Origin of the sequence: Candidatus Cloacimonas sp. (assembly GCA_039680785.1) — a bacterium.
Classification (GTDB): Bacteria; Cloacimonadota; Cloacimonadia; order Cloacimonadales; family Cloacimonadaceae; genus Cloacimonas.
In genome coordinates this window covers 1-21048 of the sequence record JBDKSF010000115.1, presented here as the reverse complement: position 1 = coordinate 21048, position 21048 = coordinate 1, and the positions used below count along the sequence as shown (strand labels likewise).

Here is a 21048-nt window from a genome sequence, read left to right as displayed (position 1 = left end):
AAGTATCAGTCCTCAATCGTGACACCCATACTTCGTGCAGTTCCAGCGATCATACTCATAGCAGATTCAAGGGAATAACAATTCATATCTTGAATTTTCATTTGAGCAATATTTCTAAGCTGCTCACTATTAAGTTTACCCACTTTAACCTTATTGGGGGTTGCACTACCGGTAGCAAGGCCAGCTTCTTTCTTAATCAAAATCGCAGCTGGAGGGGTCTTTATCTCAAAAGTAAACGATTTATTTTTTGCTACATAGATAATTACCGGAAACACCATTCCAGGTTGATCAGCCGTTCTTTCATTAAATTGACGACAAAATTCCGGAATATTTACACCTACTTGTCCCAAAGCAGGACCTACAGGAGGTGCCGGAGTAGCTTTTCCAGCCGGTAGCTGTAACTTTAATATTGCTGTTGTATCTTTTGGTTTTGGCATTCTATAACCTCAACATCTTATTCATTATTTCTTAATTAATTCCACCTGGTTGGCATTTAATTCAACCGGTGTTCTACGACCAAAAACTGTTACTTCAATAATCAATTTAGTCCCATTTTCCGTGGTTTTCTGGACAATTCCTTCAAAATCCGTAAAAGGACCGGAACTAACTTTAACCATATCTCCCGGCATATAGGAATATACCTTCAAATCCCTATTGGGATCTGTGATACCTAAGAGCCGGTCTACCTCTTCTTGAGATAACGGAATCGGTTCTTTATGGTCTTTATTTATCCCTAAAAAACTCGTTACACCTGCTATTTGAAGAATATATGTCTTCAATTCAGGAGTCATCTCCGCTTCCATAATAACATAAGAAGTAAAAAGCTTCTTATCCCGCTCAACTTTTTTGCCTTCTCTAATCACGAAGGTCTTCCGAACTGGAACCAATAATCGACCTACCTGATTTTCCAGAGGAGTGCCTGCCAGACCTTTTTCGATAGTGGTCTTAACCTTATTTTCGTGTCCCGAATAGGTATGAATTACATACCACTGCATCTGCTCTTACCCATTCCTAAAATACAAGTTCTATAATTTTGGTAAAACCAAAATCTATAAGTGACAAAAACGCAGATACAATTACAGACATTACAATCACTACCAGCGTTCCCTCTTTCAGGTCGGCTTTTGTAGGCCAGCTGACACATTTCATTTCAGCTCGAACTTCTCGAAAGAAACGGCTAACTTTTTCAAATTTCATTTTTTATACTCCCCTTTGTTCAATCGGAATAAACTGTCTTCATAGTAGTTACACCAAATAATGTCGTGGCAGGACAGGCAGGAATCGAACCCGCAACCCCCGGTTTTGGAGACCGGTGCTCTACCAGTTGAACTACTGTCCTGTGCAACATTTATGTGTGTATATCTCTTAACGCTGCTTATGAACAGTATGTTTCCGGCAGGTGGGGCAATACTTTTTCAGCTCCATTCTGGACGGATGCTTGCGTTTATTACGCGTAGTAGTATAATTACGATTCTTGCATTCTTCGCAGGCAAGGATAATTATATCTCTCATTATCGTGTATCCGGTTTTTTATTCTAACATTTGGGAAACTACACCGCTACCGATGGTATGCCCACCTTCACGAATAGCAAAACGCAGCCCTTGTTCCATAGCAATTGGAGTTATTAATTCCGCTTGAATTTCAACATTGTCACCGGGCATAACCATTTTTACTCCTTCGGGAAGAGTTAAACTACCTGTAACATCAGTAGTGCGAAAATAAAACTGAGGACGGTAACCGGTTTGGAAGGGTTTCTTGCGTCCACCTTCTTCTTCGGTTAATACATAGGTCTGACCTATAAATTTTGTGTGTGGAGTAATGGATTTGGGTTTGGCTAATACCATACCGCGCACGACATCTTTTTTACCGAAACCGCGTAACAGCACACCGATATTATCTCCGGCTTGAGCTTCGTCCAAAAGTTTACGGAACATTTCCACGCCTGTGCAAGTTGTTTCCACTGTTTCTCTGATACCTACCCGTTCAACCTTATCACCAACTTTAATTACGCCTCTATCCACGCGGCCTGTAGCTACGGTTCCTCTGCCAGGAATACTGAAAACATCTTCCACGGGCAATAAGAAGGGCTTATCAACTGGGCGTTCGGGAAGTGGAATATAAGTATCAACGGCATCCAAAAGTTGCTGAATTTGCTGCTCAGCTTCAGGATCTCCATTGAGTGCTTTTAAAGCAGAACCACGAATCACTGGAACTTCCGCTCCCGGAAATTCATATTTATCAAGCAATTCACGCACTTCCATTTCCACCAAGTCAAGCAGTTCCGGATCATCCACTAAATCACATTTATTCATAAAGACAACTATTGCAGGTACACCAACTTGGCGGGCAAGCAAAATATGCTCACGGGTTTGAGGCATTGGTCCATCATCAGCGCTAACAACCAAAATTGCTCCATCCATTTGAGCTGCACCAGTGATCATATTTTTAATATAATCGGCATGACCGGGGCAGTCAATATGAGCATAATGACGGGCATCTGTTTCATATTCGACATGAGCTGTAGCAATAGTTATACCGCGGGCTTTTTCTTCCGGAGCATTATCAATACTGTCAAATGAACGGAATTTGGCTCCGCCTTTTTTACTCAGATACAAAGTAATCGCTGCAGTCAGCGTTGTTTTTCCATGGTCTATATGACCAATTGTTCCCACATTCAGATGTGGCTTAGTGCGAACATATTTCTCTTTTGCCATTGTTCCTCCTGGACTTAAGTTTTATCTTTTAAGCCCATCTCTTATTCTTAATTTTTTTCTAAAAATATATACCTTCAGGCATATACTATCCTTTTTCTTATTTTGAACGGTCCGATAAATTGGCTAAATATATCTTCCGATTTCAAAAGTGGAGCTCAAGACCGGACTTGAACCGGTGACCTCCTCCTTACCAAGGAGGTGCTCTACCTGCTGAGCTACTTGAGCTTTACAAATATAACCTTGGAGCGGGAAACGGGGTTCGAACCCGCGACCCTCAGCTTGGAAGGCTGATGCTCTAGCCAACTGAGCTACTCCCGCTTTTTTAAAAAAAAACTATTTCTGGTGGAGAGGGGAGGATTCGAACCTCCGAAGTCATCCGACAGCAGATTTACAGTCTGATCCCTTTGACCGCTCGGGAACCTCTCCACACCTATAATTTCTGGAGCCGATGAAGGGAATTGAACCCCCAACCTATTGATTACAAATCAATTGCTCTACCTTTGAGCTACATCGGCAGCATTTCTTGTCAATCAATTTTTAACCCTCTAAATTGTCAACTGCTTTTTTAATGTTTATTGGGTGGTAAAGGTAAAAAGTATCCCCCTTTTTTATCCTGTGCAATCAGCTGCATATATTTACCAACCAAAATCGGAGGGGTGATAGGAATGGTTTTTTTTGCATTCAATTCAGAATCATAGTGGCGATAATGCCCAAGCATCGTTTTAGTATTTCAATAGTTCAATGGTCGGATAGTCATTTTTGTTTAGTTCAGTAGTTCAGTAGTTTTTATAAACAGGCGTAAACAGTTTAGGATTAAAGAAAGTGGAAAAATCAATCACGGAAACGCCTGCAATTTTTCGTTTTTGAAAGAAATCTTGCTCTCCTTCTTCCAAATAAATCTGGCGTAATAGTTCAGAACAATACAATTTGGAAGAATCGCTAAGGTCGAAATTATCGTCAAAAGGTGTCTTTTGTTTGAGCAGAAGAAGGCATTTTTCTTTCATTTCGTTCGAATTCAATTCTTTATGATAGCGAATAATGCAAATCCGATTTTGTTTTGCCTCCCGGATAAAATCTTCCAAAGAACTCATTCTAATGCCATCAATATCGGAAAGTGATTTGGAAATGGTATGGATAACTTGATAATGGTTATCTATTTTAAAGATAAAACCACAATGAGACATACCTTCTGCCGCGGGAAAATTTCGGGCTATGAGTTCTGATAATAAACTGTTACCTTTTCTAAGGATTACATCGCCATCTTGCAATTTGCTTAATGCCAAAGCGGGTATCTCAGAATTACTTTTTGAAGATAAATTGGCAGTCCTGCCTGAAAATATAGCCGAACTGCCAATAAGCAATAAAATTAATGTGGTTAGACCTAATTTGGCAAGGTCTCTGAAAGACATTACTTACCTTTAATGTTTACCAGCCATTTTCCGCTTTGTTTTACCAGATTCAAATCAAATTCGTCTTTCTTTCCATCTTCAGTAGTATAAGATACATTAACTGTAGCAGCACTGTCTCCAACTACTTTTGTCTCTCCCAAGGTGGCTTCTTTAACCTTAAACATAGAGAACATACCCAGCATCGCTTTGCTATCGGGAGTGGAAAGATTTTCCATTTCTTTCGTATCTCCTTTTTGCCAAGCAGTTACGAATTTTTGGGCAACGCTTTCGGGACCCTTAGCACAACCTGCAAGAATAAAAATTAGGGTAAGGGCGCTAATGACTAAGAGAATTTTTTTCATTGTAACTCCTTTACAATATTTCTAATTTCCTTTCTTTTCAAACTTTCGATAGTGTCAAGGATTTTTTTACAGCGCTTTTTTTTGCTGCGATAGTTTTCTGAAATTTACTTATACACTCAACCTGTTTCGCTTACAATTGTTTCACAAGATATATTTCCAGGTAAACGCCGTTGTATGATTCCCCTTGTAGCTTATGATAATATGAGAACAATAGATAGTTAATTCTTACCTAATTAGTAATGGCGGAGCTATGGTGGTGCATTGTGGATATTAGCCAAGTAGCGCCACCGCATCCCCACGACAGCTAATTAAGCAAGAAATGGATGGTTTGCCAAAATGACGATTAGGTAGCGCTGCCAAATTTGCGCTTTGTATCTGCCATTTTTGGCGGTTATGGAATAGCTCAAGATAATAGCAAACTTGCGAAGCCGGGCTTGAGATTTATAAAATTAAGTGCGCCATCTACAATTTGTTAGCGGAAATAACCACAGACGATTTCCCAATATTAACAGTCAAAAGCAGCTGCCAAATCGAAATTCGGCAACTGCTTTCCTAAATATGTTTATTCTATATTTCTACTGCAATATGTTGCAATTTAAGTAGTTATGATTCTATCACTTCCACATTGGCACGAGGTAGAATAATTCTGGTTCCGTCTTCAAATTCCGCTTCCAGAACTCTAACCAGCGTTTCCGATTCCACTTTTGTCAATTCTTCCGGCAAAGCTGTAACTTTGGCAATGCGTCCAAAATGCGGTTGACGGATTATTCTGATGACAGTTCCAATTTCCAAAACGGGCATACTTGCCTCTTTGGTGACCAGTTCTTTCTCGTCAAATACAAGCGGAATAATGATTTCGGGTCTGATAACACCGGCGCGAATTTGGGTTCTGCCATGGATAGAGGTCTTATGTCCTTCAAAGCGTTTCAAGAGGTCAAAGGTCTTTTTAGCCATATCAATTCTGCCAAAACCTTCGGTGCAGACGATAGTGATGCCGATGTTTTCGTGTCCTGTGATGGCAACTCCGATATCATAACCGAGCAATTTTTTAATGTCTTCGTCGTCTAATCCGCCGGTTATAATGGCCTTAACGCCATTTTTACGAGCAATGTCTATGGCGTGGTAAGGCGCAAAAGCTCCTGCAACAATAATTTTCCCAGCGCAGGAAGCATCAATTTTGGCTACATCCAATTCGGCATCTGGGGTATCGGCAAGTATTTTTAATTCGCCAGAGGTCTCTCCTCCCAAACCAAAAATTCCTTGAATATAGGCACTTTTATTTTCAATAATTACACCCTCATCTTCAATAATATCAGTCACCAAGCCATCAATAAATGCCTTTACTTGAACCGGAATGCGTGGTTCGCGTAATAAAATTTGTCCTGTAACGGAAGAGATATTTTCTACTTCACCCTCTATAGGTGATAGAACTTCCGTTTTCATTATTCCGAGCCCAAAAAGTCCTTTATTGGAAGCTAAAACCGTTTTCTTGGTTATCTGCTGGCCTGGTTGAATTTTGATGTAATTAACTAATTGTTGTGGAGTTACTCCCAATTTATTAGCCAGGTTGAAAGGTAAAACTTTGCCGGGGAGCAAGGTCTCAGCTACAACATCTTCGGCTTTAACTTTATCGCCAATTTTAACGAGAACCTGCCCTTTAAGTGGCAAAATGCGTTCCTTGCGTAAGATGATATTATCGGTAACGGTTAATCCTGCAGAATATGCTTGTCCCATTTTTTCTCCTCCTATGCTAAAATATGTTCAGGATATACTATCAGTTCTTTCATCCACTTTTTAAGGGAGGCAATCCGAACTGATTTTTCTGCCGGAAGAACAAAAGGTTGACGACCACGCGTATCTAAAACGATACCAACTTTCCCACCATGCAGATCAACGGTTAATTCTTTCTTTTTTTCTTTATCCAAAATCAATCCACTGTGTGTTTTAAGCGTTGCCTTTGCAACTTTGCCAACTTCACAGGGAATCAAACGCATCTCCCCAAAGGGGATATCTTCTTCAAACACAGAGCCATCAGGAAGCTCTAATTTGGCATAAAGAGCTGGTTTGCCGATTTTGCATTTGCCAACGGGAGCAACACAAGTTCCCAAATAAACCATACAATCCTTACGAAAGACCTCTGTAGCTGCTTTGGAACTAATTTCGGATAACACACCCAAATGAGGCATCATAAAAATGCTATCTACGGAAAGACGCGTAATTCCTTCCGGTAAAAAGGCATCAATCAACATCATAACGGTCTGATTTCTACGCGGAGCATGCGAAAGAACTCCCCCGCTACCTACTAAAAGGTCAAGGGTCATCATATTCACAATTGTTTCTCCGGAAACGGATTGACTAAACGCTTCGGAAATATCACGCTGTTTTTGCATTCCTTTTAAGGAGCTGGCAAAGGACTTATGCTGTTCAAAAGCCAGCCGTAATGCTTCTTTTGCTATTGCTTGTTCCAAAACCAATTCTTCCAAAAGCGAAGGAACCGTGGTAGGACGGATCATTTTGTTTTTTATCATATTACGCAATTCGCCTTCGTTAATATCAAAAGGCACCCACCGCATTATGTTGTCCAAACCCGCTGATGCTAAAACATTGGATATACTGTAACTCATACCCAAATTGGCGCTAACCGTGCGGTTAAAAATAAAATCCTTGGTAAACACACTGAAAATATCTGTTGTGGCACCGCCTATATCAACTCCCACTACTTCAATCTGTTCTTCTTTGGCTATTGCTTGCATAATATTTCCCACTGCTGCAGGGGTTGGCATTATGGGAACTTGTTCATGTTCAGGACCTATAGTCCATTCCATAAGTTTGTTATAGCCCGGCGCTTGTTTCATAACATGTTCCATAAAGAGATTATGAATTTTCTCTCTTGCCGGCAGGAGATTTTCAATTTCCAGTTTGGGACGAATGTTATCGGTAATAATCAGATCCACTTTTTCGCCCAACGCTTTGATAATTTCTTCCCTGGCATCTTTATTTCCTGCATAAATAACCGGTAATTTATAGCCCGAACCTAAACGGGGTTTCGGGTCTGCACTGGCAACCAGTTCTGCCATTTCCACCACATGTTTTACAGTGCCACCATCTTCACCGCCAGCCATTAAAATCATATCAGGTCTTAATTGGCGGATGCGTTCAATTTTTTCGTGGTTCATTCTTTTATCGTTACTGGCAATAAGGTCCATAACAATTGCCCCAGCACCCAAAGCAGCGCGTTCTGCACTTTCACCTGTCATAGCTGCAACTACGCCTGTAACCATCATTTGTAAACCTCCGCCAGCTGAAGATGTTGATACATAAGCATCTACACCTACATCACCTTGGCGCGGAATAACAAATTCCCCATTTTCCATAAATCTGATATTGGTATTGTGATACTTCAGACGCGCCAATTCTTCCAATTCTTGGGTGGCATTGATAACACCCTTGGTAACATCGTTCAAAGGCGCTTCCACTGTTGTAGGTGCCTCACCGCGTATGGTTTGACGAAATTCTCCATCCACCCATTCAATCAATATTGCCTTAGTCGTTGTGCTACCACAATCAGTTGCCACAATGCGCGTAAGGCGTTTTTCGTCGTATTGCATATATCCTCCACTTATTCAAGCAGTTTTATTTCCGGTTTTAAATATTTTATGAAGCAGCGCTTTTCTTTTAGCTCTGCGATGTTGTTTTTTTAATCGGTTTTCTTTTCTGCGTTCGCGCGTATATTGTTCATCCAGCTCATCCATTCTGCTGATTAGTTTTTTTAGGTTATTTTCATCTTCCATCATTATGGCAAACTGCTGATATTTTTGAGAATCAAAAATAATCTCTGCCACCGGTAAAATCATAAATAGTGCCTGACTTCCAATACCGTGCAAGGGACGAATGGATTCAAAAAGTAAAATCCCCGCAGGAGCTAAGTGACGCTCTGCAATGAATTTTGCCACTTTCTCAATCATTTCGTTGATTTCGCTTTCTGAGGTTTCGGGACGGATTTCCCAAAAATCTTTATTCATCTTTTAAGCTCTCGCAACAGTTATGGCGCTGATTTTATCAGCTCCTGCACAATGCAAAGTTTTGGCGATTTCATTTAAAGTGCTGCCAGTGGTAAATACATCATCAATCAGTATTATTTTTTTCCCTTGCACCTGTTTTTTGTCTTTAACGGTAAAAGCGCCGTTTAAATTTTGGATTCTATGTTCACGGGAAAGCAAGGTCTGGCTAAAAGTGTTTATTTTCCTTCTTATAGGATTCACATAAGGCAGATTAGTCAATGCTGCCACTGCAAAAGCTATCAGATCTGACTGATTATAGCCGCGCTCCCTTTTGCGTACTCTATGTAAAGGAACGGCACAAATATAATCGTGGTTCTTAAAATCTGGTTCGGAATCAATCATCTCCGCTATCGGCAAAGCAAAATATCCCGCGGGGGATACATAGCCCTCATACTTTAAAATATGAATCAATTCTTTCACTGCGCCAGAAAAATGAAAAACGGAACGAGCGGAATCAAACTCAAAATTACCTTCCGCACAGACCTCACAGGGAAATTCTGTATTTTCGCTGCCGCAAACAGGACAGGTTCCCTCTCCCATAAATGCTATTTTCGTTTCACAATCTGCACAAATAACTTGAGTGCGGTCTTCTATTCTTTCTCCGCAAACCAAACAGGCGGGTGGAATGATCAATTCCAGCAAATTAAGCCAAGGCCTTTTCAACGGCTTCAAAAATCTGCCTTCCATCTTTACTAATCACGGTTTCGGTTGTGGAACGCTCAGGATGTGGCATCATTCCTAAAATATTGCGTTGCTTGTTACAAATCCCTGCTATATTATCTAAAGAGCCATTGGGATTACTTTCCATATTGATATTGCCTTCTGAGTCACAATAGCGAAAAAGGATCTGATCGTTATCCTGCAATTGTTTTAAACCATTGCCATCTATAAAGTAATTTCCTTCTTTATGCGCTATTGGTATATCCAACACTTTACCTTTATAAATGCTACAAGTGAAAGGACTTGCCTGTGTTTCCACTTTTATGAATTGATGTTTGCAGATAAATTCCAACGAAGAATTCATCAATAATGTTCCCGGCAGCAAACCGCATTCAGTTAAAATCTGAAAACCATTGCAAATACCCATCAGTAAACCACCTTTCTTAGCAAATGCCATAACTTCTTGGACAATGGGAGAAAACCTTGCCAATGCACCACAGCGAAGATAATCGCCATAAGAAAACCCGCCCGGTAAAATAACCAAATCCGGATGTTCCAGATTAGTGTCTTTATGCCAGATAAGTTTTGTTTGATGTCCTCTGCTTTGGCAAGCTCGATAAGCATCGTGATCACAATTGGAACCGGGAAAAGTAATAACGCTGATCCTCAAAATTATTGCTCCACTGATACTATTTCGTAATGATAGGTCTCTGTATTGGGATTAGCCAAAAGATTATTGCAGATTTGATCCACTTGCTGGCTTACTTTTTCTCTGTCATCACTCGTGAAACTCATCTCTATATATTTGCTGATGCGAGTTTCAAGCACATCAGCATAACCCAAATTATGAAGGGAATTGGTTACTGCCTTGCCTTGCGGATCAAGAACACTGGCTTTGAGTTGAACATAGATTTTCGCTTTCAGCATAGCGTTTCCTTTGCACTTTTTTCTAATTTATCCTTTTCTTTTTACTTGCCTATTTAGTCAATACTTTTGTTAGATACCCTTCAAGTTACTAATTTCCAGTTAGTTTTTGCTATACTACCCTTAGAAGTTCTATAGTCCTTTCAATATAGGGCTAATCGACTTTAGGCATCATAAATTCTAACTATCTACATAATGTTTACAAAACTACAATTTGGGTATTGATCTTATAACCTTGCAAGGCAGGTAGTTTTAAAAGCGCATTTTTATAATTTAAAAGTTGGTTGGAATCATAAATATCTCCGCTTTTATAATCCGCTATCAATGCTTCTTTCTCAGCTGTATTTATCATCAGACGGTCAATTCGCATCAGTTTTCCTTCCCAAAGTATTTCCTGTTCCGTAAATATTTTATCCCACTGCGCCGCAAACAGAAAAGGATTATTTTGGCAGGTATTTTGACAGCGATGCGTATAAGAACCGATTTGAGCGCTGACAAAAATGGAACCATAGCGGTTTAGACATCTTAGCCAAGCATATTTATGTTCATCTGCCTCATTTCTGATAATGAAAGACATATAATAATGCATTAAATCGCCAATTAAATTCGGTCGTTCCAGCAAATAGTAATTTTTCAGATTGGGCACTTTGATTTGTTCCGCAGGCAGATAATCATCCCAACAGTCAGGTCTGGAATGCCGGATTTTCAGCTGCGAACCATTTAGTTGCTGTGTTGTTTTTGAACTATCGGATACATTGCCCTCTTCTTTCTCATTCAATTTGAAGCAACTTTTTTTAGTATATATGCCTCGCTCGTCAGGTTCAGAATTGATAAATATTTCGTTCACCGCTTCGCAAAGAGTTACTACCAATTTGTTTTCCTTATTGGCATTATAATAAAAATCCCACCCGTCTTTGCATTGATAGTTAAAGTAAAGGTGCAGTTTTTGTTCGGCACGGGTAAAGGCAACATAGAGGTTATTCATTTCTTCCAGTTGATTTCTTTTTTGTTCCTGCAAATAGAGGTCTGCATAACTGGATAAAGCCAAGATTTTTTGATAATGCAAGCTTAGGCAGAAATCTTTGATTTTATTAAAGGTCTTATCCTCATAGTCCAAAGCCCAGGATAATTTATTGTCTGAGTCCCTATGCCCCGTAGAAAAATTATAGAAAACAAAAACCCGCTTAAATTGTAATCCCTTGGATTTGTGGAAACTAAGTAGTTGCAAACCATCTCCGGCATTTACGGATACTTGGGTAAAATCTTCGGAGGCAGCGTTTTCTGTTAAATAGGTTAGCAAGTCCGGAAGGGAAGTTCCTTTTTCTGGTTCCGTTAACAATCGGGTGGATACAATATCCAGGAAGCGTTGTAAATTTAGATAATCGCGCTCATTCGTTTTTTGGCAGGGTAAACAGATATCTATAATTTCTCTGCAGATATCTGTGGCATTTCTCCCTTTTTGGCTTAAAGCAAGTTCATAAAATTCGTTAACCAAAGGTAAAGCAGCAAAATTAATCGCAAACGGTTTTTGATATTTCTTTTGGATGGCGAGGGTTTCGGAAATAATAATGAGCGTTTGTTTTAGCACATCTGTATTGATTAGAACATAATCCGAACGCAGAAAAGCAATAAAATCTATCCAGTCACCCCAAGCCAAAAACCTTAGCCAGGATAGCAAAGGGGCTACCAAATGATATTCAATTATAGACCGGTTCGGTTGGAACAAACTGGTTGTTCCGGAAATGTCCAATGCCTGTTGAATTTTTCTAAGATCTTCGTTGGTTCTACATAAAACGGCAATGGAACCGGAAGAATCAGCTTCCAAGGCAGGTATTACCATTCGTTTCACAAAATCCGTATAAATATCTGCATCAGGATCTTTATTAGCGGCACTGAAAGAAGCATTATGCAGACAGAATTCAATTTCCGTGCCTTCTTCTTTTCTATATTCTTGGCTTTCAATGCGGCTGTAATTCCACTTCATTTCTTTGGCGTGCAGGATTTTATGTAATGCTTCATTATTAAAAACCTGATTGACAAATTCCATCAAGGTTGGTCCGCAGCGGAAGCTTTGTTTCAGAGTTTCCATTTCCACTTCTTTCAGAGCAGGGAAAATATCTTTCAGATTTAGCAATAAATCTCTTTCTCCGCCTCTCCAACCGAAGATAGATTGTTTTTCATCACCCACTACAATCACTCCCCCAAAAGGTTTGGAACCTTCTCCCGCAGTGATTTCTTCTATTATTGGTTTCAGCACATTGAATTGAATTAAGGAAGTATCCTGAAATTCATCTATCAGCAGAAAACGGGTTCTGTGCGTTAAAAACTGATAAAATTCCGTAGCGGAAACAGCACTTTCTGGATTCAAAAAGGGCGGTTCTTCACTGAAGAGCGTTTCAAAAGTAAACCAAGTTACATCATTGTAGGTAAGATTTTTATAGCGATATATGAGACGATCATATTCTGCCAGAATGATTGACCATATCTCCATAATCTCTTGCTGTTCAGGAAGATAGAGTTTTAGGATCAAATAATCTGCCAGCTGTAGTTGAGCATCTTTTTGGGCAGTTTGCAAAGCAATATTTTCTGCACCGTATTTTTTTTCGCTAATTTTCTGCTTATTCCAGACATTGTTCTTAGCCATAATCATTAGAAGTTTTTCTCTGGCGTCCAAATCAAGCTCTTTTAAGTTCTGCAAAATTCCCGCTGGACTAATTGCTTCCTTCACTACCAGATTCCTAAAATCCTTATTAAAATAATCCTCCAAAGGCGCTTTGGCAAGTGAAGAACAGATATCTGCAACTATCTTTATCAAATCCTGCATAGCTATCAAGAACTTAGCATAAATTTCAGAGCCCTCCGTCTGATAGTTCAGTTCAATCAATCGTCCCGGTTGTAAGTTGGTCTTACTTGTTTGACGCCTGGTTATCAAATAATAAAGCCAGCGCTGATTAATTAAAGATAGAAAAAAAGCAGTATAATCATCCAACGAACGGCTTACTTTCCTGCTTAACAAACGCTGTAAACGATTGCGAAAATCAGGTTTCATCAGATGATTGAATAGAAATGGCATAATTTTTTTCACCGCTTCGGTATCTATGTTGTAGCGTTCAATATTACGCAAAGGACGCACAATATTACGAAAAATTTGCCCAGTGTAAGAATCAATTGTCATTACCTGTAAACGGCTCTGATCACAGATAATTTCTTTACGCGCGCTAAACAAGAGGTTTTTCTCCAGATCGCTTAAAGGGATGTTTTCCTCTTCTCTTAGTTCTCGCAGATTTTTCAGCAGTTCATTTTGCTTTTCCAAATCCTGTTCATTTTCGGAAAGCAACAATTCCAGATGATTGACAATGCGTTCTCTTATTTCAGCCGTTGCTTTGCGGGTAAAAGTTAAAACGAGGATATTATCAGGAGAAAATTCACTTGTTCCATAATATTGTAAAATCAGCGATATATATTCCAGAGAAAGGCGATAGGTCTTTCCCGTTCCAGCGCTGGCACATATTATTCGGCAGTTATTTTCCGTCATCATACACCCCCTTTTTTAATGTTCAGCAAGTCCGCTCTGGTAATATTTTGCAAGCGCTGTCTATCGGCAATTTTAGTAATCGTGCTATAGCCATTTGCAAGGCAGGATAAGAAGTGTTCAAATATTTGCGTTTTAAGTTTCTGGCGTTTGTCTTCCTTCACGCCTTCCATTTTTCCGGAAGGATCAAATATATTCCAAAATAGAGATGAAACACTATCTTCAGGCAAAACTTCATCCAAAAGATAATAATACCATTCGTATATGCAGAGTTGACGATAGTCATGGCTACCGGTTTTAAAATCGACGATAAATGCCTTATTTTCCAATTCAATCCGCAGGTCTGCCCGGCCTTTTATGGAAAGTGTATAATCGTTATCAGCAAATTGAACTACTCCTAAGGGTTTATAAACATACTCTTCTTCATACAATTCTTCCATTTCGGGAAGGAGAATGAACTCGCGGCGATCAATCTGTTTTTTCAACCAGTCAGTATAGAAAATATTGAGCGATTGTGCCAATCTCTTTGCCAGAATATCACCTAAAAAATCGGCATTGTAGTTTTTGGGTATCTGATATTTATGTTTGGCGGAATTGATCACTTCTTTCAATTGTCTTTCCAGCTTTTCATTATTTCCGAACAATTGTTCCAGTTGTTCCACGGAAGTATGCTCACCTTTCAATTTGGCAAGAGTAGTGGAAAAATAAGTGTGCATAATATTTCCAAAGAGTTTATAGCTAATGGTCTCTTCCGCTTCCCAATTTTGAAGAGAGAGTTTGCATTTATTCTCCACAAACCAGAGAAAGGGGTTTTTCAAGAATTGAATCAGCGAGGATGCACTAAACAAAACATTTTTATCCTGCGGAATATCCATTGCGGGGTCGGAAGGGATAATAAAAAAATCTTCGGGAAAGTTCTTTTCTCTCTGGCATTGTTCATTATCTTCCACACCCACGATTTGCTTTTCGACGGCTGATGATTTATATACTTCTTGCAGAGAAACAACTACTTTCTTTTTAGACAACAATTCCGCTTCTTGGTCTTTTAAAAATTCTGCCAATTCTCCCAAAAAGGAGCTGGGACTGATATCTTTTTCTTGATTTACATAGCTTAAGCAAACTGCCTGCTCAGAGCACAGCAAAAGCCGAAAGAAATAATAACGCTCTCTGCTTCTGATATCGTTATATGTCTTCAGCCCCAATTTTGCCCGCTGGGATTCATTAAATAACCAAACCGGAGTAGGGCTGGAAGGAACGCTACCTTCAATCATCTGCAAAAAAGCTATGGAACGATAGTTTCGATTGCGAGAATCCAGTAGATTACTAATTTCCCACTCGGGTGATAAATTTTCTTTGCGATGCAGTGTTATTTTAGCGCTTTTCAAATAATTAACCAGCAATTCCAGTAAATTTTCTCCCAAAGTTTCTTCCGCCCAAATTTGTTGCCACGAACTGATCAAACCCAGATTTTCAATTGCCGTGAAATTTGCCATCTGTTTCCAAAAAACCGGCATAATATCGGTATATTGTTTTTCTTCCTCATTTAGCAATTTGTTCAGCGACAATCCCTTTTCAGCATCTATCAGAGCACAGAGATCAGTTAAGTTTTTTATATTGCCGAAAGCGTAAATTAATCTATAATATTCCCGTATTAGATTTTTTAGCATCGGTTTGTCTATCGAATCAAACAAAGCACAATCCACATACAGATAATCCCTGTCTATCAAATAGGCAAGTTCCATACGCAGTTGCTGTAAATATACCTCTGGATCCAAACAAAGCTCTTCAGCGTAAAAATAGCGACAAAACCAATCATCGGAGATATAATTCGCCAGTATTTTTACAGCTAAAGAGCCCTCGCTCTCATTTATTGATTTTAATCCTGCGCGAACTGCCACAAGCATTTTATAGATGGTTCCTTCACTGAAAGAATAACTGTCGGGCTTGGCAAAATGTTCTTCCGGAAAGAAGTGGCTGTAACTTTTTAAATAAAAACTGCTGTCTATAATTGCGCCATTAGTCCTTTTTTGTTCTGAAAACCAAGCTAAAAATGCCAAAGCCATCTGAGTTTCATTGTCCGATTCCAAAATTTCTATTTGAGGTTTGCGCTTCAGAGAATTCCAAGCGCTTTGCAAATCAAAGTCCTGCACTTTCCAGTTTTCCGCATTGCCTGATATCTCTAAACTATGTGTAACTATGCTTATGTTGTTTCCAGAATCTTCCAGGGCTTTAATTTGCCGTTTTTCCAGAGCGCTGTAATAATATTGATTGATAAAATATATATTATAGCCCTGCCAGGGAACGGTAATATTTTCTGGCAACAGATATAAAATAGCATCGCTAAAACCCATAGACCCAATGAATTTACAGTAATTGTTACGAATCGTAATAATCTTTTGCAGATATATTTCTTGCCATTCTTGCGTATGAAATGTTCCGGAATCGGGTAATTGTTCCAAGGCCTCTATCGCTACACATTCTTCGCAAAGTTCTTCATAAAAATCAAAAAAACGCCGTCCCCAGTCCACTATATCAGAATAATTAAAGATATGAAAAAATTCTCGCTCGCTTTCTTCCATCACCAAATAAAGACACAGTAGGCGTTTTTCATCGGTTAAAACAGGTTGCTCAGGCAAAATAAGAGCAGCGCGTAATTCTTCCATACTGTAAAAAAGGCAATTTGAAAGATCCCAATTTTGTAAATAATCTCTGGCGGCTCTTTTAGCCGAACTTAAAGTGGGAAAAACAAAAAGGCAATTGGGAGCAATAAGATCCTGCACTTTTGTTTCCAGGTTTTCGGAAAGCGGATAATTGATAAATTTCATAATTTTTTCCTTTTACACATTTTCCAGAGAAGAACGAGATTTTTATCGCTCCTCTACCACCATCAATTTGAAATTCTGCATAGCTTTTAAGTAACTTCCTTCCTATTTCTTATAGGATTTAGCGCCACATTTAGCATTCCATTTCTATAATAAAGGAGAAACCAAACGACAAATGGATTCTTTGGTCTTTTGCACCATACTGCGTTGTTGAAATTTCTCCGGATCAAGTTTACTGCTATATTTTAGGTCTTCTTCAAATTGATGGATTGCTTCCAGACAGACATTTTTATCATATATTGTAGCCGCCAGTTCAAAATTTTGATTAAAACTGCGCATATCCATATTAGCGGTTCCTATTAAAAGCACTTCTTCATCCACAATTAGTGTTTTGGAATGGTTAAAGCCCTTATGATAAGTCCAGATTTCCACTCCTACATCCAAAAGCTGTTGAAAATAGCTACGCGAAGCCCAAAAGACCAGAAAGTGATCTGGCTTGTCCGGAACCAGAATTTGTATTTTAACCTTGCTAATTGCAGCAATTTTCAAAGCCGACAGCAAACTTTCATTCAAAACCAGATAGGGAGTGGAGATTCTGATATTGTTCCTGGCATAAGTAATGGCTGCAAAATATAATTGCATAATGCTGTCATAATCGCTATCTGGACCATTGGCAACAATTTGCATTGGCAAAAAGTATTGTTTCTCGGCTGGAAGAACAGGAAGATATTTATCCAGCAGGCATTCTTGCATCAAGTTTTTGCCTGTCACAAAATCCCAGTCCGTTAAAAATATTGCCTGCAAAGCAAGCGCTGCTTGACCTTCAATTTCAGCTAAGGAATCTCGCCAATAACCATAATAGCGTTTTCGCCCCAAATATTTATCGCCTATGTTCAAGCCACCCAAATATGCCTTTTTCCCATCTACGATAACCAGTTTTCGGTGATTGCGATAGTTCAAGCGACTATTTAAAAAAGGAATCCAGACCGGCATAAAAGGCACAAATTCCACACCCGCATTGCGTAACTCATTTTTAAAACTCTTTTTCAACATCCAACAACCAACATCATCATAAATAAAGCGAATTTCTACTCCCTCCATCGCCTTTTGAATTAGCAATTTTTGCAAAGCGTAACCCGTTTCATCGGCATTAATGGAAAAATATTCCAAATGCACAAAATAACGGGCAGAAGCAATCCCTTCCAAAATTGCCTTAAATGCTTGTAAGGTATCGGAATACAAAGTTACATCGTTATTTATCGTCAGCGTTGCCTTGCTGTTATTTTCCAGTAATTTATTTAAACGCGCGCTTAATTCCGTCTGCCAGTTATTTTCTTTGGGAAGCGGATATTTTTGGATATAGGTTATAAGATTTTGGATGTCTGCATAACCCTTTTTACTGAATAAGCGTTTTTTACGCCAGTTTCTACCAAAAAACAAATACAAAATAAAACCGACTATAGGCAAAAATATGAGAACTAATATCCAAGCCATAGTTGTCGCCGGAGAACCATTTTCCATCACTACTATCAAAATGACCAATACTATGGATATACCAAACAGGATATTTATGATGCGCAGAGTTACTTTGCTGAATGTTTCCAAAACTGAACCACCCACAATTAGCTGAGTTAGTGAAGCAATCAATACTAAACTGATTAAGAGAGCCATAATAAGTGCTATGGCATCCCATAACTTACTGGAAGTTATAATAGTTCACCTCTTTTGTAGCTTTGCTGTTCTTTTTCACACACAGGTTGCCTTTGCCTAAAATTCCATTATATTATATCTGCAAAATCAATTTTGTAAATACGGTAATAGATTGTCAAGTGGAAAAGTGAATTAGCGTGATGAGAGATAAGATCAGCAGGTTTTAACCCGTCGCTAAAATATAGGAAGGTTGACCTCCTGGTCAACCACAACAAACAAACTATCAGACAATTTTAAAATTGAGTGGGAACTGTATAATTTGGTTGTTGGGTGAACGGCAGGATGCCGTTCTTCCGCAAAAAGCAAAATAATAGGTCTGGGATGAACAGGATTTTTAAGATTTAGAGGATTTATAATTTAAAGTCCCATCGGGACTTTTATATCCATTCATTATTTCGCCGGGTTAAAACCCCTCGTTAGTATCTGTCGTCCCGCTGGGACTTTTTTATCAATTCTTCTTATCGCCGGGTTAAAAACCCGTCGTTAATATGTATCGTTCCTAACGGAACTTTTATCTTAATTCTATTTTTCGAGGGGCTTACGCCACCATCGCTATCATTATGTAGTCCTTTGAGTTAAAATCGGTTTTGCTTGTGATTTTCCTGACAATTTCATTCTTTCTTCTTATCTTTGAATAAGGTCACTAATAATCTCATAGAAAAGGCCGATTTTGACTTAAAGACGACAGCCGAAAGATTATTTACGCCACCATCGCTATCATTATGTAGTCCTTTGAGTTAAAATCGGTTTTGTTTGTGATTTTCCTGACAATTTCATTCTTGTTTCCTATCTTTGAACAATGTCATTAATGATCTCATAGAATAGGCCGATTTTGACTTAAAGACGACAGCTGACAGATTATTTACGCCACCATCGCTATTATCTGTCGTCCTGCTGGGACTTTTTTATACAGTTATTCTTTGCAACGGGTTAAAAACCCGTAGTTAATATGTATCGTTCCTAACGGAACTTTTTTCACTATATGTCTTTTTCCCCGAGGGGCTTACGCCACAATCGCTATCATTATGAAGTCCTTTGAGTTAAAATCGGTTTTGCTTGTGATTTTCCAGACAATTTCATTCTTTCTTCTTATCTTTGAATAAGGTCACTAATAATCTCATAGAAAAGGCCGATTTTGACTTAAAGACGACAGCTGACAGATTATTTACGCCACCATCGCTATTATCTGTCGTCCCGCTGGGACTTTTTTATCAATTCTTCTTATCGCCGGGTTAAAAACCCGTCGTTAATATGTATCGTTCCTAACGAAACTTTTTTCACTATATGTCTTTTTTCACGAGGGGCTTACGCCTCCATCGCTATCATTGTGTCGCCCACAAGGGGCTTTTTTAGATTGCAAAATACAAAATGATAAATATTGTATCTTCTTTTTTTCGAGGGGCTTACGCCACCATCGCTATTATCTGTCGTCCCGCTGGGACTTATTTTCGTCGTGGATCGTATTCGCCGGGTTAAAAACCCGGCGTTAGTAAGTATCGTTCCTAACAGAACTTTTTTCACTATATGTCTTTCTTTTCGAGGGGCTTACGCCACCATCGCTATCATTATGTAGTCCTTTGAGTTAAAATCGGTTTTGCTTGTGATTTTCCTGACAATTTCATTATTGTTTCCTATCTTTGAATGATGTCATTAATAATCTCATAAAATAGGCCGATTTTGACTTAAAGACGACAGCCGACAGATTATTTACGCCACCATCGCTATCATTATGAAGTCCTTTGAGTTAAAATCGGTTTTGCTTGTGATTTTCCAGACAATTTCATTCTTGTTTCCTATCTTTGAACAATGTCACTAATAATCTCATAAAATAGGCCGATTTTGACTTAAAGACGACAGCCGACAGATTATTTACGCCACCATCGCTATTATCTGTCGTCCTGCTGGGACTTTTTTATACAGTTATTCTTTGCAACGGGTTAAAAACCCGTCGTTAATATGTATCGTTCCTAACGGAACTTTTTTCACTATATATCTTTCTTTTCGAGGGGCTTACGCCACCATCGCTATGATTGTGTAGTCCTTTGAGTTAAAATCGGTTTTGCTTGTGATTTTCCTGACAATTTCATTCTTGTTTCCTATCTTTGAATGAGGTCATTAATAATCTTATTGAAAAGGCCGATTTTGACTTAAAGACGACAGCCGAAAGATTATTTACGCCACCATCGCTATTATCTGTCGTCCCGCTGGGACTTTTTTATCAATTCTTCTTATCGCCGGGTTAAAAACCCGTCGTTAATATGTATCGTTCCTAACGGAACTTTTATCTTAATTCTTTTTATTTTCAAGGGGCTTACGCCACCATCGCTATGATTGTGTCGCCCACAAGGGCTTTTTTAGATTGCAAAATATGAAATGATAGCAATGGTGTCTTCCATTTTACGAGGGGCTTACGCCTCCATCGCTATCATTGTGTCGCCCACAAGGGGCTTTATAATACGCTCTTTTATAATCACCATTTATAAAAAAATAATCCTCTAAATCCTTAAATCCTTAAATCCTCGTTTCCAAAAACCAAACCTGAAATCCTTGTTACTAAAACTAAATCTGTGAGAGAATATTCCAGAAAGAACAACATATCGTCGTTCCCAATGAAAAATGAGTTATACAGTTTCCGCTTAATTCTATACAAGCTTGAGAGTTTATTTGTTGTGGTTGACGAGGACTTCAACCCTCCTGCATTTTCGAACTTGATAAATATCCTGTTTTATAAAAATAAATCCTCTAACTCCTAAAATCCTGAAATCCTCGTTTCAAAAAACCAAACCTGAAATCCGTTTTTTCTAAAGCTTCACATATTAGCAGCCCTGTTTTGCTTACATTATCCTCTTACAGCCGAGTAACAATTCCCTAACA

At 38.9% G+C, this 21048-nt stretch carries 17 protein-coding genes and 5 tRNA genes; all 22 read right to left on the bottom strand.

Annotation, left to right across the window (positions count from 1 at the left end):
• Positions 1-5 precede the first annotated feature (5 nt).
• Positions 6-437 (bottom strand): 50S ribosomal protein L11, encoded by a 432-nt coding sequence (gene rplK, locus ABFC98_08215; GenBank protein MEN6446006.1) that lies wholly within the window; start codon positions 435-437, stop codon positions 6-8.
• Positions 438-461: 24 nt separating this feature from the next.
• Positions 462-995 (bottom strand): transcription termination/antitermination protein NusG, encoded by a 534-nt coding sequence (gene nusG, locus ABFC98_08210; protein MEN6446005.1) that lies wholly within the window; start codon positions 993-995, stop codon positions 462-464.
• A 16-nt stretch (positions 996-1011) separates the two neighbouring features.
• Positions 1012-1197, bottom strand: a complete 186-nt coding sequence (secE, locus tag ABFC98_08205; GenBank protein MEN6446004.1) for a preprotein translocase subunit SecE — start codon at positions 1195-1197, stop codon at positions 1012-1014.
• 66 nt (positions 1198-1263) lie between these two features.
• Positions 1264-1339, bottom strand: a tRNA-Trp gene (locus ABFC98_08200).
• A 26-nt stretch (positions 1340-1365) separates the two neighbouring features.
• Positions 1366-1512, bottom strand: a complete 147-nt coding sequence (gene rpmG, locus ABFC98_08195; GenBank protein ID MEN6446003.1) for a 50S ribosomal protein L33 — start codon at positions 1510-1512, stop codon at positions 1366-1368.
• Between the two features lie 18 nt (positions 1513-1530).
• Complete coding sequence (gene tuf, locus ABFC98_08190; protein ID MEN6446002.1) at positions 1531-2715, bottom strand: elongation factor Tu; 1185 nt, start codon at positions 2713-2715, stop codon at positions 1531-1533.
• A gap of 149 nt (positions 2716-2864) precedes the next feature.
• Positions 2865-2940 (bottom strand) — tRNA-Thr (locus ABFC98_08185).
• Between the two features lie 16 nt (positions 2941-2956).
• A tRNA-Gly gene (locus ABFC98_08180) sits at positions 2957-3033 on the bottom strand.
• A 22-nt stretch (positions 3034-3055) separates the two neighbouring features.
• Positions 3056-3141 (bottom strand) — tRNA-Tyr (locus ABFC98_08175).
• Between the two features lie 14 nt (positions 3142-3155).
• Positions 3156-3230, bottom strand: a tRNA-Thr gene (locus ABFC98_08170).
• Positions 3231-3280: 50 nt separating this feature from the next.
• Positions 3281-3433 (bottom strand): hypothetical protein, encoded by a 153-nt coding sequence (locus ABFC98_08165; protein ID MEN6446001.1) that lies wholly within the window; start codon positions 3431-3433, stop codon positions 3281-3283.
• A gap of 58 nt (positions 3434-3491) precedes the next feature.
• Entirely contained in the window at positions 3492-4124 is a 633-nt protein-coding gene (locus ABFC98_08160; protein ID MEN6446000.1) for a YiiX/YebB-like N1pC/P60 family cysteine hydrolase, read from the bottom strand.
• Positions 4124-4465, bottom strand: coding sequence for a hypothetical protein (locus ABFC98_08155; protein MEN6445999.1), 342 nt, complete (start codon positions 4463-4465; stop codon positions 4124-4126). The genes ABFC98_08160 and ABFC98_08155 overlap by 1 nt, the downstream gene beginning before the upstream one ends.
• Before the next feature lie 603 nt (positions 4466-5068).
• Complete coding sequence (locus tag ABFC98_08150; protein MEN6445998.1) at positions 5069-6199, bottom strand: hypothetical protein; 1131 nt, start codon at positions 6197-6199, stop codon at positions 5069-5071.
• Between the two features lie 11 nt (positions 6200-6210).
• The gene (locus ABFC98_08145) at positions 6211-8073 is read right to left on the bottom strand and encodes a glutamate mutase L (GenBank protein ID MEN6445997.1); all 1863 of its coding nucleotides are present in this window, start codon (positions 8071-8073) and stop codon (positions 6211-6213) included.
• Positions 8074-8088: 15 nt separating this feature from the next.
• Positions 8089-8487: a hypothetical protein gene (locus ABFC98_08140; GenBank protein MEN6445996.1), complete on the bottom strand. Its 399-nt coding sequence runs from the start codon at positions 8485-8487 to the stop codon at positions 8089-8091.
• Positions 8488-8490: 3 nt separating this feature from the next.
• Positions 8491-9189 (bottom strand): ComF family protein, encoded by a 699-nt coding sequence (locus ABFC98_08135; GenBank protein ID MEN6445995.1) that lies wholly within the window; start codon positions 9187-9189, stop codon positions 8491-8493.
• Positions 9170-9856: a phosphoribosylformylglycinamidine synthase I gene (purQ, locus tag ABFC98_08130; GenBank protein MEN6445994.1), complete on the bottom strand. Its 687-nt coding sequence runs from the start codon at positions 9854-9856 to the stop codon at positions 9170-9172. The genes ABFC98_08135 and purQ overlap by 20 nt, the downstream gene beginning before the upstream one ends.
• Before the next feature lie 2 nt (positions 9857-9858).
• The gene (purS, locus tag ABFC98_08125) at positions 9859-10113 is read right to left on the bottom strand and encodes a phosphoribosylformylglycinamidine synthase subunit PurS (GenBank protein ID MEN6445993.1); all 255 of its coding nucleotides are present in this window, start codon (positions 10111-10113) and stop codon (positions 9859-9861) included.
• A 196-nt stretch (positions 10114-10309) separates the two neighbouring features.
• Positions 10310-13648 carry a UvrD-helicase domain-containing protein gene (locus ABFC98_08120; protein ID MEN6445992.1) on the bottom strand — a complete coding sequence of 1113 codons (3339 nt, stop codon included), beginning with the start codon at positions 13646-13648 and terminating at the stop codon, positions 10310-10312.
• A complete protein-coding gene (locus ABFC98_08115) occupies positions 13645-16467 on the bottom strand; it encodes a PD-(D/E)XK nuclease family protein (protein ID MEN6445991.1) in 2823 nt (940 codons plus the stop codon). The genes ABFC98_08120 and ABFC98_08115 overlap by 4 nt, the downstream gene beginning before the upstream one ends.
• A gap of 144 nt (positions 16468-16611) precedes the next feature.
• The gene (cls, locus tag ABFC98_08110) at positions 16612-18135 is read right to left on the bottom strand and encodes a cardiolipin synthase (GenBank protein ID MEN6445990.1); all 1524 of its coding nucleotides are present in this window, start codon (positions 18133-18135) and stop codon (positions 16612-16614) included.
• Positions 18136-21048 lie beyond the last annotated feature (2913 nt).